Origin of the sequence: Duganella sp. Root198D2 (assembly GCF_001428585.1) — a bacterium.
GTDB lineage: Bacteria > Pseudomonadota > Gammaproteobacteria > Burkholderiales > Burkholderiaceae_D > Rugamonas.
On the sequence record NZ_LMIC01000011.1, the window covers coordinates 107,970 to 121,836 of the forward strand.

14 protein-coding genes are annotated in these 13,867 nt (G+C 62.6%); 2 read left to right on the top strand and 12 right to left on the bottom strand.

Annotated features, from left to right (window positions below; genetic code table 11):
- Positions 1-5 precede the first annotated feature (5 nt).
- The 12 genes from ASE26_RS12120 to ASE26_RS12175 all read right to left on the bottom strand — a co-directional run bounded on the left by ASE26_RS12120 (position 6) and on the right by ASE26_RS12175 (position 12,263).
- Positions 6-455 (bottom strand): hypothetical protein, encoded by a 450-nt coding sequence (locus tag ASE26_RS12120; protein WP_055930020.1) that lies wholly within the window; start codon positions 453-455, stop codon positions 6-8.
- Positions 452-1,243, bottom strand: coding sequence for an FAD:protein FMN transferase (locus ASE26_RS12125; RefSeq protein ID WP_055930023.1), 792 nt, complete (start codon positions 1,241-1,243; stop codon positions 452-454). The genes ASE26_RS12120 and ASE26_RS12125 overlap by 4 nt, the downstream gene beginning before the upstream one ends.
- On the bottom strand, positions 1,243-1,782 hold the full coding sequence (locus ASE26_RS12130; RefSeq protein WP_055930026.1) for an FMN-binding protein: 540 nt from the start codon (positions 1,780-1,782) through the stop codon (positions 1,243-1,245). The genes ASE26_RS12125 and ASE26_RS12130 overlap by 1 nt, the downstream gene beginning before the upstream one ends.
- A gap of 10 nt (positions 1,783-1,792) precedes the next feature.
- Positions 1,793-2,680, bottom strand: coding sequence for a DUF6662 family protein (locus ASE26_RS12135; protein ID WP_055930029.1), 888 nt, complete (start codon positions 2,678-2,680; stop codon positions 1,793-1,795).
- A gap of 74 nt (positions 2,681-2,754) precedes the next feature.
- Positions 2,755-3,561 (bottom strand): response regulator, encoded by an 807-nt coding sequence (locus tag ASE26_RS29900; protein WP_082591346.1) that lies wholly within the window; start codon positions 3,559-3,561, stop codon positions 2,755-2,757.
- Positions 3,543-4,904, bottom strand: coding sequence for a hybrid sensor histidine kinase/response regulator (locus tag ASE26_RS12145; protein WP_055930031.1), 1,362 nt, complete (start codon positions 4,902-4,904; stop codon positions 3,543-3,545). The genes ASE26_RS29900 and ASE26_RS12145 overlap by 19 nt, the downstream gene beginning before the upstream one ends.
- Before the next feature lie 42 nt (positions 4,905-4,946).
- Complete coding sequence (locus ASE26_RS12150) at positions 4,947-5,660, bottom strand: 2OG-Fe dioxygenase family protein (protein WP_055930035.1); 714 nt, start codon at positions 5,658-5,660, stop codon at positions 4,947-4,949.
- Positions 5,661-5,674: 14 nt separating this feature from the next.
- Positions 5,675-7,687 (bottom strand): TonB-dependent receptor, encoded by a 2,013-nt coding sequence (locus ASE26_RS12155; protein WP_057246304.1) that lies wholly within the window; start codon positions 7,685-7,687, stop codon positions 5,675-5,677.
- Positions 7,668-8,156: a DUF6702 family protein gene (locus tag ASE26_RS12160; RefSeq protein ID WP_055930041.1), complete on the bottom strand. Its 489-nt coding sequence runs from the start codon at positions 8,154-8,156 to the stop codon at positions 7,668-7,670. The genes ASE26_RS12155 and ASE26_RS12160 overlap by 20 nt, the downstream gene beginning before the upstream one ends.
- Complete coding sequence (locus ASE26_RS12165) at positions 8,156-10,519, bottom strand: M1 family metallopeptidase (protein WP_055930043.1); 2,364 nt, start codon at positions 10,517-10,519, stop codon at positions 8,156-8,158. Before ASE26_RS12165 ends, ASE26_RS12160 begins: the two co-directional genes overlap by 1 nt.
- A gap of 178 nt (positions 10,520-10,697) precedes the next feature.
- Positions 10,698-11,696: an alpha/beta hydrolase gene (locus tag ASE26_RS12170; RefSeq protein WP_055930047.1), complete on the bottom strand. Its 999-nt coding sequence runs from the start codon at positions 11,694-11,696 to the stop codon at positions 10,698-10,700.
- Positions 11,697-11,807: 111 nt separating this feature from the next.
- The gene (locus tag ASE26_RS12175) at positions 11,808-12,263 is read right to left on the bottom strand and encodes a MarR family winged helix-turn-helix transcriptional regulator (RefSeq protein ID WP_055930050.1); all 456 of its coding nucleotides are present in this window, start codon (positions 12,261-12,263) and stop codon (positions 11,808-11,810) included.
- Positions 12,264-12,386: 123 nt separating this feature from the next.
- Here ASE26_RS12175 and ASE26_RS12180 point away from each other — a divergent pair, with 123 nt between their 5' ends.
- Both ASE26_RS12180 and ASE26_RS12185 read left to right on the top strand, forming a co-directional pair.
- On the top strand, positions 12,387-12,698 hold the full coding sequence (locus tag ASE26_RS12180) for a hypothetical protein (RefSeq protein ID WP_156409920.1): 312 nt from the start codon (positions 12,387-12,389) through the stop codon (positions 12,696-12,698).
- 39 nt (positions 12,699-12,737) lie between these two features.
- Complete coding sequence (locus tag ASE26_RS12185; protein WP_055930055.1) at positions 12,738-13,805, top strand: HD-GYP domain-containing protein; 1,068 nt, start codon at positions 12,738-12,740, stop codon at positions 13,803-13,805.
- The last annotated feature ends 62 nt before the right edge of the window (positions 13,806-13,867 follow it).

Below are 13,867 nucleotides of genomic sequence, written 5' to 3' on the forward strand. Positions count from 1 at the left end.
CTGGCTTAACGCGCCGGACCATGGTGATGGCGGCTGCGGTATCCGCGCAGCCAGTGCCAGCCGAATGGGCCGAGCAGGACGACACCCAATAACAGGTGCAGCAGCGCTGCGATCGTTCCCGCTTGTTCTTCGCCCAGGTAGTAGACCGCTACTGCGCTCATGCACAGCAGCACCAGCAAGGAACCCAGGAACAAGCCACTGCCGCGATGCTTCCTGCGGCGCCAGCCTGCACGCATATGCAGGCTCCATAAAGATCCGGTAAATGCCGCCAGGCCGAAGCCGCCGGCCGCATGCAGCATGGCGGTGTAAACGCGTGCGCCGCCAGGCAGCCGCCAGGGCAGGTCCATCTCGGCTCGCATGACCAGGGTGCCGGGCGCCAGCAGCAAGCCGGTGGCCAGCATCAAGAGCATTGCGCCTATCAGTGCTCGCAGGAACCAATGCGGATAGCCTTTCATGCCAATCGTCCTCGCAGGCGTTCCAGCAGCTGCTTGCGTGAATCGCCAGGTGCGATGGCGGCCACCTTGGTCAATGCGTCGGCGCGCCACGCGCTGCGGGCCAGTACCGACCAGACGCCTTGTTGCGGCGCCAGCCCGATGGGACCGATAATGTCTGAAGGGAAGGAATCGCTGGGCACAGCGGCCACCTGCGAACTGGCGAAAGCAGCGTTGCGCAGCACGCCGCAAGGCTGTACGCCGCCATCCTCGCCACGCAGGGCGAGCGGCAATTCGATGTCGCCGAAGACGCGGATATCTCCGCCGGCATTGACCCAGCCGGTGGGGGCGCCTGCGCCGCGCATCGCACGGCACGCGAGGTCGACGGCGAAACCCTTGGCAATCCCATCCAGCACCAGGCGCACCGGGCGCCGCAGGCGGACTGCGCCCGGACGCAGCTCCACATCCTGCGCCGAACCGCGCTCCAGCGCCGGCAAGCCGCCATGGTCGGGCAGGCTGCCGCGCCTTACTTGCGCGCCGCCGACGGTAAAGTCGAAATAGCCGCCGCTGGCCAGCATCAGACCGCGTGCAAGGTGCAGCAGGCGCACGGTATGGCCATGCACGGCCACCCAGTTGCCATTGCTGCCGTTGATGCGCGACAGCTCGCTGGACGGGTCCTGGAAGCTCCAGCGCTGTTGTGCCAGCGCCAGGCTGTCGAACGCCGCGTCGAGGGCGGGCAGGCCCGCGCTGGCGCTGGCACCCGCCTCGACGAAAGTGCCCAGTGCAGGGCGCATGCGGCGTACGACGCCCATCACGCCTTGAGGAACATCTGCTGGATCACCAGCAGGCGCTTGACGCCATCCGTCACATTGCGGCACGACAGGGTAGCGCCGCTGATGTTCTGGATATCCTGGTCCAGTTTGAAAGGATCGGAGACTGACTTGCCCGTGAACTGCTTGCGCCACGATTGCTCGCGCACCTGGCCGCCATGCGTTTCCCGGTAGCTCATGATCTCGATGCCGAGCACCTTGCCGTCTGCCCCGATGGCGGTGGCGTAGGTAATGAACTCGTGCTTGCCGATCACTTCATCGACCATCAGCCAGCCTTGCAGCTTGCCGTTCTTTTCGGCGCGCCACAGTTTCATTTCGTCGTTGCGCTGGCGCACGCCGGCAGCGGCCTTGATGCGGTCGCGCTGCTCGCTGCTGAACTTCAGCGCCTGCTCGCTGAACTGGGCGCCTGGAAACAACTGTTCCTGCGCCTGCGCCACCGTCAGGTAGTCGGTAGCGTATGCGGTAGGGCCAGCCAGCACCGCAACGGGAAGGAACAAGGCATTCCAGCGATGTGCACTCATGGTGGGCTCCTTAGAAGTTGTAGCCGACCTTCAGGCGCAGCTCGTTTTTGGTGCGCTCGATCAGATGCAGCTGTTTTGCCGGCTGGCCGTCGTAACGCTCGCCGCCGCCGCGCAATTGGCGGAACACGGTCAGGGTCGCCCACCATTGCTTGCCGCCGTAATGCAGCGAAGGACCGCCGAAAACAGACCAGCGTTCCTGGCCAACTTCGGTTTCGTACTCGTTTTCGAACAGCGCTTCCACACCGGCATACCAGCCTGGCGCGAAACGGTAGGACAGGCCGGTGCCGATCTTTGTCGAGATTTCCATCTCAGGATCGGCAGGCCACTCGAAATCTTCCGGCAGGTCCGCAATCGCTTTGCGTTTTTCGTGCGCGGCGCGCAGGCCGATATTGCCAACCCAGGTCAGCTGGCCTTCCAGGAAGTATTTCTGTGCCTGCAGCTGCGCTTCGAATTCCAGTTCGCGCTTGCGCTGCCCCGAATGCACATCGAGGCGGCCATATTCGACGGAGGTGTAGGCGGACAGGCCGAAATCGTCCTTGGCCGGGCTGAGGAAGTTGTATTTGGCGGCGACTTCAAAGCCCTGCAGGCGCAGGTTGGAGTCGATGTCTTTCGGCAGGTAGCCGTTGATCAGCAGGCCCTGGCTCTTGACGGCCAGGCCGTTCACTTCAGCCGATACCTGGAAGCGGTCAGTTACGCCGTATTCGACTTCGGTCTTGGTGTCGAGCGCACGGTAATGGCCAGTGCCCTTGTTGTTGCGCTGGGTGACCCACTGGTAAAACTCGCCGCTGCCTTTTGGCAGGACTTCGGAGCCGCGGACATAGCCGAACAGGTTTTCATCCGCTACAGCGGGCAAGGCGGCAGCCAGCAGGCCGGCAGCCAAAAAGACATGATTGCGCATTGAACTGGTTTGATAAAGTTGAAAAATGCGCAATCATAAATGCGAATCATTATCATTTCAAGTGAGGGAAACCCTTAATCGTGCAGCAGCGCCTCGATTGCGGCGACCAGTTGCTGCGGGTCGAGCGGGTGTGATAGCAAGCTGCGGCGGCGGCCCGCTCCCAAGCCACCCAGGTCATCCTCGTCGTCGGGACGAATCACCAGCACTGGCAGGCCGGGAGCCATTTCCAGTGCATCCCTCAGGAAGGACAGTCGGCCAGCCTCCAGCATTCCCAGTTCGCACAGCACCAGGTGGTAGGAGTGGCCGCCCATCAGGGCGCCGGCATCCATCGGATTGGATACCGTGCTGACCGTGTAGCCGCTATGCGCCAGGATGGCAGCGACCAGGCCGGCATTCTCGGGTGCGGCGTCGAGCAGCAGCACGTGGGCTCGCGCGGCCGGCGCCATAGGCGGCGCGGCGTCGGGCTGCGCGGCAGCAGGCGCGGGTGCAGGCGGCGCGCTGCCGGAACGCAGGTGCGCAGGCAGGAAGGACTCCAGTGCCGGAATCAGGACGTCCGGCTCCAGCGATTTTGGCAGGCAGCCGGAAAAACCGGCGCGGCGCAAGGCCGCGCAACCGTCGGTGACGGGCAGGGCGCTGGCAGCCAGGACCGGGATTGCTTGCGTGGCCGGCTCGGCGCGCAGCCGCGCCACCACGCCCAGGCCATCCAGCTTGGGCAGGTGCAGGTCGCTCAGGATCAGGTCGGGTTTCTCGCTGATGGCCATCGCCACACCCGTTTCACCGTCGGTGGCGCACAAGGGGCGATGGCCGAAAGCCTGCAGCAAGTACGTCATCAGGTCCATATTGGCCTGGTTGTCTTCGATGATCAGGATGCGTGCCGACATTTGAGTGCGAGCGTGAAGGTGCTGCCTTTGCCAAAGTCGCTGCTGAAGAACAGCGAACCGCCGAGGAGGTTGGCCAGGTTCTGGCTCAGGTAAAGGCCAAGGCCAGCGCCTTCCGCATGCCGGGTCGAGGTGCTATCCAGTTGCGAGAACGCCAGGAACAGCTTGGCCTGGTCTTCTTGCTTGATGCCGCTGCCGCTGTCGGTCACGCTGAACTCCGTGATCACCGCCTGCTCGTCGTCGGTGCGCTGCCTGAGCGCCAGTTTGACCATGCCTTTCTCGGTGAACTTGATGGCGTTGTTGGCCAGGTTGATCAAGATCTGCGCCAGTGCGCGGCGGTCGGTTTGCAGGGTGATCGGCTGCTGCGGCATTTCAATGAGGACCTCCAGGCCCTTCTGTCCGGCTAGCGGGCGCAGGGTATCGGCCACTTCGCCCATCAGCTGCTGGCATTGCACCGGCTCCACCGTCAGCGTAACTTTGCCCGCTTCGATCTTGGCCACATCGAGGATGTCGTTGATCAGGGACAGCAGGTGGCGCGCGCTGTTGCGGATGGTGTTGAGCTGGCGATCCTGTTCATCGGTCAGCGGGCCGGGGAGCTTCATCAGCAGCGCGCCGGTAAAGCCGATGATGGCGTTCAGCGGCGTGCGCAGCTCGTGCGACATATTGGCAATGAAGGCCGACTTCATGCGGCTCGCTTCGGCCAGCTCCAGGTTCTTCAGCGCGATTTCGCGGTTGATGGTTTCCAGTTCGCCCGCATGGTGGGCCAGGCGCATATTCAGTTCGATCACCTGCCGTTCGCGCGCCTGCAGCTCGCTGTTGACCTGCACCGCCTGCTCGTAAGTCGAAATCAGCAGGTCGAGGATCTGCTGGCGTTCAGCGTTGATGAAGTGCTTCTGGTCGCCCAGGTAGAGGGCGATGCCGACCTCCATGCTGGAATTCTTGCGCAGCTTCTGGTTGACCAGCATCTGGCCGATGCGGTTCAGCAGGTAGTCTTCGGCGTAGGGCTTGCGGATGAAGTTATCGGCGCCGCATTCGATGCCGCGGATGATGTCCTTGGGATCGGTCAGCGAGGTGACCAGGATGACCGGGATGTCGCGCAGGGCAGGGTCGGCCTTGATGGCGCGGCACAGTTCATAGCCGTTCATCTCGGGCATGACGATGTCGGACAGGACCAGATGCGGCTTGTGTTCGTGGATCTCGCCCAGGGCCAGTTTACCGTTGGCGGCCACCCGGGCGTGGTAGCCCGAGGACCTGATCAGCCGCCGCAGGCGCTCGGCCTGGGTCGGACTGTCCTCCACGATGAGTATTTCCAGCTCATCGGGCGCGATATCGTAGCTGGAGTCCAAGTCACCTCCAAAATGGTTGGGTGATCAGACTATACCGTTTTTTCACCCGCCTTGGAAACCGCCGTCACGATAGGTGATGACCAGTGTGTCGCGGTGGCCATGATCGGCCACGGGCTGGATCGGGGTCGATTCATGAATGACAGCCGCGTCGTCCAGCAGCAGCATGGTCCATGGCTCGGTCATGGTGAAGCGTTTGCCGTTCGGGCCATCGGCCTCGAACACGCGGGTCTCGCCGCCCTTGATGCCGTGGCGTCCAACCAGCAGCACTGCCACGAAGTCGACGCCGTCGCGGTGGGCGCCCTCCGGGGTGGGACGGCCGATGCCATCGGTGGTGTCGATGCGGAACTGGTGGGCTTCGACGTACCAGGGATGCTGGCCGCGCACCTGGGCGCAGGACTGGCCGATGGCGGCGAGCAGCTTGCTCCAGGCCGGGTTGGCGACGGTCTCCGCTGCCACAGGTTCGAACAGCCGGCGCATGCCGCCGTGCAGGGCGTTGTATTCGACCGGCTGCCAATGGGCGCGGTGTTCGGTCTGGTCCAGCGCCAGGCCGTCCTGCACGAAGCAGGAATGGCGGCGGCGGCGATAGCGGCCGCCGTCTTTCAGGTAGTTGTCCGTGGCCAGGTCGTCCCAGCTTGGGACCAGGGAATTCAGTTCATCCAGGGTGCAGCCAGCCAGGCTGGCCACGTCGGCCGGCTTGAGCAGGGCGTAGCCGGCGCTGCGCAGGGTGTGGATCAATTGGGGCAAGGGCGTCATCATGCCCTTTATTGTACTTAGAATATGCAATTCAGGCTGAGGCGGAAAGACCTGGCCTCGACCGGGTGGAAATGGATGCCGGCACTGGGCCCGGATTCGCCCTTCAGGCGCGACTCGTAGAAGTAGTCGATGGCCGATACCCGGCGGTTGGCCAGGTTGAAGGCTTCCAGCTCCAGCGTGGTGCGGGCGGCCAGCTTGTAGGCCAGCCGGCTGTTGACGATGGCGCTGGCTTTCGAGCGCACCGAATTATCCTCCACCAGCGGGCGCGGGCCGAACCAGCGCAGGCGCAGGGCGCCCGACCAGGGGCCGGCCGGGGTAAAGGTGGCGGCCAGTTGGGCCACGCCTTCGACCGCACCCGGGATGCGGTCGCCTTCGGGCGCCGCATGTTGCAAGCGGCCGCGCGCAAAGGCCAGGTCGGCATCCAGCGACAGCCATTTGAACGGCTTGTAGTAGTTGGAAAACTCGATGCCGTAGCGGCGGCTCGGGCGGCCCGCTTCGGTGCTGCCGGCGTCGCCCAGGTAGACCAGTTCCGAATCGAAGTCCAGGCGGTACAGGGCCAGGACCGTCTGCAGGCCTTTGACTGCTTCGCTACGCAAGCCCAATTCGAGGCCGCGCGAGCGGGCCAGGGGCGTGGCCGGATCCTGCGCCTGCGTCACGCCGCGCGCATCGTTGCTGTGGAAGCCGCGGCCGGCGTTCAGGTAGAACTCGGAACGCGACCAGGGGCCGAAGGCCAGGCTGATGCTCGGGCTGGCCAGGGTTTTGTCGGCGCGCGCATCGCCAACTGCAAAGCGGTAGCGGTCCAGCCGCACGCCGGCCTCGCCGCGCAGCCACGAAGTCACGCGCAGGCGCTGCTGCAGGTAGAGGGCGGCGCTGGTTTCGACGATATGGTCGGCGCGGACGGTCGCCAGCACTTGCCGCGCTTCCGTGCGCTGCAAGGCGTTGAAGATATTGTCGTTCTGCGCCTGCAGGCCCAGCGTGGTGCTCCAGGCCATGTCGTCCATATGGTCATGCCAGCTATGGCTTAGGTCGAAGCCGCTGGTGACGCGGCGGTCGGGCTGGGCGAACTGGTCGCCATGCACCGGGTCGTCGAGGAAATAGGTGAAGTTGGAGAACAGCTCGAGCCGGTTGTTGATGATGTAGGCGTTGGCACGGCTGGTCTGCTTGTCGTCGCTGCGGGCCCAGCCGGCGGACAGGCTGAAACGGCGCGCCAGGCCGCCATCGGTCGGGTCGATGCCGTCAAAGCGGCCCAGCAGGCCGCTGTCCACTGCGCGTTGCGGGATCTGGTCGGTCGCATTCCATGCGCCGCGATACGCCATGGCGGTGATGGCGTAGCCGTTGTTGGCGAAGCCCTCGCTGTAGCGCAGCACCGCGTTCAGCTTGCGATAATTGTCGCCGCGTGTATACGGGCCGTCGCTGTGCACGGTCTCCAGCGCATACAGCCACGCTCCACTGGCGCCGGATTCGCGCGAGCCGGCCAGCAGGGCGCGGCCATAGCCGTTCTGCCCCGCCGTGGTGCTGGCCTGGTCCTGTGGCAAACGGCTGGAATAATGGATTGCAGTGGCGCCGGCTGAGGAAAAATCGCCGCTGCCGGCGTTGTACGGCCCCTTGCTGTAATCGAGCCGCGCCACCAGTTCAGGGATGATGAAATTCAGGTCGGTCCAGCCCTGGCCGTGTGCATGGCTGCGCTGGTTGACCGGCATGCCGTCCACCGTGGTGCGCAGGTCGGTGCCGTGATCGAGGTTGAAACCGCGCAGGTAGAACTGGTTGGCCTTTCCTTCGCCGCTATGCTGGCTGGCGACCAGTCCGGGCGTTGCTTCCAGCAATTCGCCCGGACGGTAAATGGTGCGCGCCTCGAGCTGGCGCTGCGTCACGCTGCCCATGCCGGCGGAATCGGCTACGCCAACCTGGCTGGCGCGCGCGCCTTCGACCAGCACGCGCTGCGTGAAAGGATCATCGGCATAAGCCGCGGCGGGCGCAAGCAGGCATGCACATGCCAGTGCTGTTCGCCGCTTAGGGGAGCGGCTGTTCACGGCAATCGCGGTTGAAAACGATGGAAGCCGGCGGGCGGCCCGGAGCGCTGACGTTGACGTTGTTGACTTGTTGCGGCAGGAAGTCAGTCAGCATGCCATCCAGCAGCACGGCACCCGGCGGCAGTGCGGTTTTTTCGATCTCCTGGAACACGGTGATGCTGTCGACATTGGCTTGCATGCCGACCCAGTGCAGCGCCACAGGCTTGCCGTTGACGCTGATGCGGAACTGCTTTTCGAGGTAGCGACGGAACACGGCCTGATCCTCCTCCAACCCAAGGTCGAACTGGCGCTGGTACAGGTTCATCAGCAGCGCTTCCACGTCATGCGCCGTGTAGGTATGCACCACCTCCGTGCTGCCCGTGCGTTGGTTGAAGCTGATCTCCGTCAAGCCGACGTGAAAATTATGGGCTTGCGCGGCTGCGCTGCACCAGAGCAGCGCAGCCGCCAGGACTGCTTTAAAGCGGATCATCACTTGGCTTCAGTTTCCGCGTCCTGCTTCTTCTTCAGCGGAGTGTTGAAGTCCTTCATCATGTTATCCGGCTGGTGCGACTTGAACAGCTCCAGGCGCGAAGGCGTTATCTTGCGCGGCCAGGCGTTGTTCGACTGGTCGATGTCGGCGGTTTCCCAGTACGGGTCATGTACCAGCGACACCAGCGGCTCGTCGGTCACGATGACCTTGGTGATCTTCTTCGGCGAGTAGCGCCACACTTCGGCAGGAACGCGCTCGATGTACTTTTTGCCCGACTTCAGCTCGAGCTGCAGGACCAGCGGGGTCACCAGGCCGCCCAGGTTCGAGAAGTCCACCAGGTACAGGTGCTTGCCCTGTGCCAGCAAGTCCTTTTCCCACTGTTCCAGGTCGTTGGTCGACTCGGAAAACTTGTTGCGGTCGGCGTTGGTGACGGTGAACTCGTCGTGTTCGTTGTAGAAGTCCTTCAGGGCAGGCTGCTCGTCCACCTTGTGCACCATGCCTTTGTTGCGCTGGTCGATGATGGAGACCGGCTCCGCATCACGCTGCGCCTTCTTCCAGGCTTTTTCCGTTTCAGGATTTTTGGTGCTGACGCCGTATTCGCTGATGCCATCGATCGACACGTCCACCGCATCGGTGGTGTAGAACCAGCCGCGCCAGAACCAGTCAAGGTCGGTACCCGAAGCGTCTTCCATGGTGCGGAAGAAGTCGGCCGGGGTAGGGCGCTTGAATTTCCAGCGGCGCGCATATTCGCGGAAGGCGTAGTCGAACAGCTCACGGCCCAGCACTGTTTCGCGCAGGATGTTCAGCGCCGCGGCAGGCTTGGCGTAGGCGTTATTCCCGAACTGGAGCAGCGACTCCGAGTTGGTCATGATCGGCACCTGGTTCTTGGAACGCATATAGTCGACGATGAAGCGCGGATCGCCGCGGCCGGCCGGGTAGTTGTCTTCCCAGGCCTCCTGCGCCAGCGACTGCACGAAGGTGTTCAGGCCTTCATCCATCCAGGTCCACTGGCGCTCGTCGCTGTTGACGATCATCGGGAAGTAGTTGTGGCCGACCTCGTGGATGACCACGCCGATCAGGCCATATTTGGCGCGCTTGGTGTAGGTGATTTCGCCGGTCTTCTTGTCCTTCACAGGGCGCGGGCCGTTGAAGGAGATCATCGGGTACTCCATGCCGCCCACCGGGCCGTTGACGGAAATCGCGGTCGGGTATGGGTAATCCAGGCTGTACTTGTTGTACTGCTCGATGGTGTGGATGATGGCTGCGGTCGAATACTTCTCCCACAGCGGATTGCCTTCCTTCGGATAGTAGGACATGGCCATCAGGTTGCTGCCGTCCTTCTTGTAGCCCTGTGCATCCCAGATGAATTTGCGCGAGGAGGCCCAGGCGAAGTCGCGCACGTTTTTGGCCTTGAAGTGCCAGGTCTTGCTGCCCTTGGCCTGGTTCTTCTCGGCTTGCTCGGCTTCGGCCTGAGTCACGATGACAACCGGCGTCTTGCTGGTGCGGGCCTTGGCCAGGCGGTCGCGCTGGCTTGCGCTCAGCACCTCGTTCGGATTTTGCAGCTCGCCGGTGGAGGCCACGATGTGGTCGGCCGGCACGGTGATTTGTACGTCGTAGTCGCCGAATTCCAGCGTGAACTCGCCGGAACCCAGGAACTGCTTGTGCTGCCAGCCGTACACGTCGTAGTAGGCCGCCATGCGCGGGAACCACTGGGCGATTTCGAACAGCGCGTTCTTGTCTTCGGCGAAGTATTCGTAGCCGGACCGGCCGCCAAGTACTTTCTGCTCATTGATCTTGTAGGTCCAGTCGATGGAGAAGTTGAACTTCTCGCCCGGCTTCAGCGGCTGCTGCAGCTCGATGCGCATCATGGTGCGGTTGATCGTGGTCTTCAGCGGCGCGCCGCCGGGACCCTTGACGGAAGCGATCTTGAAGCCGCCGTCGAAGTCGCGGCCGGCCAGGATGTTGCGCAGGCCATCGTACTTCATGCCTTCTTCATCGCTCTTGGCACGGCCCCAGGCTTCGCGCGAAGGCGCGGTCATGGTCATGCGGGCATCGGAATCCGATTTGTAGATGTTCTGGTCGAGCTGCAGCCACAGGTAATGCAGGGTGTCCGGCGAGTTATTGTGGTAAGTGACCTGGCCGCTGCCCGAAATGGCGCGGTTGGCCTCATCCAGCGTGGCGCGGATCGTGTAGTCCGCACGCTGCTGCCAATAGGCATGGCCCGGAGCCCCGGAGGCGGTACGGTACTGATTGGCGGCAGGCAGCAGCTCCTCGAGCTGGCGGAATTTGTCATCGAATGGATCGGCAGCGAAAGCCGTCGCCGTCAGGCAGAGTGCGGCAACACCGAATTGAAAGCGTTTCATCGAATCCCCAGGCTTGTTGTAATAAATGCTGGGCTATTCTAGAGAGCTTTTCCCTACGACATTTCGTTTATTTGTAAAAAACCTGAAACATCCGTTGTGAAAGTCGGGGTCAGCTCCGGCAATCGGACATTCGCGCAGCGAATGTCCGATTGCCGGAGCTGACCCCGACTTTCATCTTTCACTTCAGGCGGTATTTCAGCTCTTCACCAGCCTGGCGCATGGCGGTCTTGGTGCCGGGTACGTTGCTCAGCACGTTCAGCAGGCCGAAATCGTGGATCATGCCGTTGTAGCGGATGGTGGTGGTTTCGACACCGGCGGCATCGAGTTTTTTGCCATAAGCTTCGCCTTCGTCGCGCAACACGTCGAATTCGGCGGTCTGGATCAGGGTGGGCGGCAAGCCTTTCAACTGCTCGCTCGAAGCCTGCAAAGGCGATGCGTAGATCTCCTTGCGTTGCGCCAGGTCGGTCGTGTAATTGTCCCAGAACCATTTCATGGCATTACGGGTCAGGAAGTGGCCATCGGCGTATTGCTGGTACGACGCGTTGTCGAAATTGGCGTCGGTGACCGGCCATAACAGGACCTGGGCGCGCAGCTTGGGCTGGCCCTGGTCTTTCGCCATCAGCGCCACGACCGCTGCCATATTGCCGCCGACGCTATTGCCGGCCACTGCGAGGCGGGAGCCGTCGACATTTATTTCCTTGCCATTCCTGGCGACCCATTTGCTTGCGCCATAGGCTTGCTTGATTGCCACGCCATAGCCGGCTTCCGGTGAAGGGGTGTAATCAACAAACACTGCAGCGGCGCCGGAATTCACCACCAGGTCGCGCACCAGGCGTTCATGGGTGGGAAAATCGCCCAAAACCCAGCCGCCGCCGTGGAAGAACATGAAGACCGGCAGCGCGCCTTTGGCGCCGGCGGGACGCACCACGTGCAGCTTGATCTTTTCGCCGTCGACTTCGATTACCTTTTCGGAGACGTCGGCGGCCGGCAGCTTGGCGCCTTTCTGCGCGCCCACCAGGACCTGGCGGGCATCGGCAGGGCTCAGCGACTCGAGCGGCGCGCCGCCTTCGATGGCTTTCAGGAATTGCGCGGTATGCGGTTCGACGCCCGGCAGGCTGGCGGCGAAAGCGGAACCGGCGAAGAGGGTAAGGGCAGATGCGGCGATAACGGTTTTCATGGTCAAGCTCCTTTAGTTAACGATTAAATAGCGTACTACTTAATTGGTTTTAAAAAATGTCCACCTTGGGGTCAGGAACAAAGGTGGACATTCGTTCTTACGCGTTACTTCTTACGAGTTATTCATCAGGCTGGTGCGCAACACGGACAGTTCGCGTTGCAGGCGGATCACTTGTTCCAGGTCGCATCCGCTGGCGCCGAGCACGCAGGCCGGCAGCTTGGCGCCTTCATTCCGCAATTCGCTGCCGTGCGCGGTGAGGGCGATGATCACCTGGCGCTCGTCTTGCGGACAGCGGGTGCGGGTGACCAGTTCAGCCTGCTCCATCCGCTTCAGCAGCGGCGTCAGCGTGGCCGAGTCGAGGAAAAGGCGGTCGCCCAGGGCGGAAACCGTCTGCTCGTCCTGTTCCCACAACACCATCATCACCAGGTATTGCGAGTAGGTCAGGCCCAGCTTGCGCAGCAGCTTGCGGTACAACTTGTTCATCGCCAGGGAGGTCGAGTACAAAGCGAAGCACAGTTGCTGGTCGAGCTTGGGAACCTGTTCCAGGTCAAATGTTTTCGTATCCATGGATCGGAGTATAGATAGTGCACGATCTAATTGCAAGCAAATTTTTCCCTTGACCTTGCCTGATGAGGAATCTTTGACTATCGTTAAAGTGCCCGGAACCTGCGCTGCGCAAAGGGGATGACAATGAATCAAATGAATCACTATCATTCAGGCGCCTACCCAGTGCCCGACCAGCGAGGCCTGGAGCCCGCGCTTTTCCTGGTCGAACTGGACCCGCAGCGTGTCGTTGATGGCGTGCGCTACGACGAAAACTACCTGGCGGATGATGTGCTTGCCTGCGGCACCATGCGCGAAACCTGCCCGGTTTGCGAAGAAGGCCATCTGCAACTGGTCCTGCGCCAGAAGAACGTGCGGGTGGCACACTTGTTCTGTATCGAATGCACCCGTTGTTTTGGCGCTTTCCTGCCGGATGGTTCGCCGGCGCTTGCCGACTGAACATCCCTACGCGAAGTTCCCGTGCGGTATCATGCCGCAATGAAGAGCCCAAAGACCAAGCCGCTGTTGCTGATCGTTGATGGATCGGCCGACCACCTGCAACAGCTCAGCCACCTGCTGGAAGACAAGTACGCCGTGCGCGCGGTCGACGATGGCGACGCCGCGCTGGCGGCGGCAGGGCAGCTGCCGCGGCCGGAGCTGATCCTGGTCGATGTGGTGCGCGATGGCTTTGCCGTTTGCCGGCGCCTGCGCGGCAACCCGGACACCGCCAGCATTCCCATGATCGCCATGATCGAACGCGGCCAGCCGGAGCAGGAGCAAAGCGCCCTTGCGGAAGGGGCTTCGGACGTGGTGGCGCGCCCGCTGGTGCCGGAATTGCTGCACGCGCGCATTGCCACCCAGCTGCAGCTGCGGGAGGCGCGCGCCAAGGTGCAACGCCAGCGCAGCCAGCTCAATGAACTGGGCCAGATCGCCGATGCCGCGGCCTGGGCCATCGCCAGCCTGGCCGAATGGCGCGACGAGGAAGATCCATCGCACCTGCGCCGCATCCAGCACATTGTGCTGGCGCTGGCGCGCCAGTTGCAGGGCAATCCCCGCTTCGCCGATGAACTGGTTGAAGCCCATATTCCCCTGCTGTTCAAGGCGGCGCCGCTGCACGATATCGGCAAGGTGCGTATTCCGGATGCGATCCTGCTCAAGCCGGGCCGCCTGACGCCGGAAGAATTCGAGGTCATGAAGCAGCACACCGTGCATGGCCGGGATGCCATCGCCGGGGTGGAGCGCGAACTGGGCTTCTCCAATGCCTTCCTGCGCTTTGCGCGCGAAATCACCTTTAGCCACCAGGAGCGATACGACGGCTCCGGCTATCCGCAAGGCCTGGCCGGCGATGCCATTCCGGTATCGGCGCGCCTGGTTGCGGTGGCTGATGTTTATGATGCGCTGGTGTCCAGGCGCGTGTACCGCCCGGCCTTCACGCATGAGACCGCCATCGAGCTGATCCGCCAGGGCAGCGGCGAGCAATTCGACCCGGATGTGGTTGACGCCTTGCTGGCCGCCGAGGAAAACGTCAAGGAAATCGCGCTTCGATACCATGATGCGACAGAGTAACAACGGCTGAACGTTTCCCCGGCGTATTGTGGATTTCCCTATGCTATAGTCGTCTCCAAAGT

Bases quoted from the DNA above. Each gene is read 5' to 3' on its own strand.
- ASE26_RS29900 (WP_082591346.1), bottom strand. From the start codon at position 3,561: ATGTCGGCACGCATCCTGATCATCGAAGACAACCAGGCCAATATGGAC.
- ASE26_RS12125 (WP_055930023.1), bottom strand. From the start codon at position 1,243: ATGGGCGTCGTACGCCGCATGCGCCCTGCACTGGGCACTTTCGTCGAG.
- ASE26_RS12135 (WP_055930029.1), bottom strand. From the start codon at position 2,680: ATGCGCAATCATGTCTTTTTGGCTGCCGGCCTGCTGGCTGCCGCCTTG.
- ASE26_RS12150 (WP_055930035.1), bottom strand. From the start codon at position 5,660: ATGATGACGCCCTTGCCCCAATTGATCCACACCCTGCGCAGCGCCGGC.
- ASE26_RS12165 (WP_055930043.1), bottom strand. From the start codon at position 10,519: ATGAAACGCTTTCAATTCGGTGTTGCCGCACTCTGCCTGACGGCGACG.
- ASE26_RS12180 (WP_156409920.1), top strand. From the start codon at position 12,387: ATGAATCAAATGAATCACTATCATTCAGGCGCCTACCCAGTGCCCGAC.
- ASE26_RS12175 (WP_055930050.1), bottom strand. From the start codon at position 12,263: ATGGATACGAAAACATTTGACCTGGAACAGGTTCCCAAGCTCGACCAG.
- ASE26_RS12160 (WP_055930041.1), bottom strand. From the start codon at position 8,156: ATGATCCGCTTTAAAGCAGTCCTGGCGGCTGCGCTGCTCTGGTGCAGC.
- ASE26_RS12120 (WP_055930020.1), bottom strand. From the start codon at position 455: ATGAAAGGCTATCCGCATTGGTTCCTGCGAGCACTGATAGGCGCAATG.
- ASE26_RS12130 (WP_055930026.1), bottom strand. From the start codon at position 1,782: ATGAGTGCACATCGCTGGAATGCCTTGTTCCTTCCCGTTGCGGTGCTG.
- ASE26_RS12185 (WP_055930055.1), top strand. From the start codon at position 12,738: ATGAAGAGCCCAAAGACCAAGCCGCTGTTGCTGATCGTTGATGGATCG.
- ASE26_RS12170 (WP_055930047.1), bottom strand. From the start codon at position 11,696: ATGAAAACCGTTATCGCCGCATCTGCCCTTACCCTCTTCGCCGGTTCC.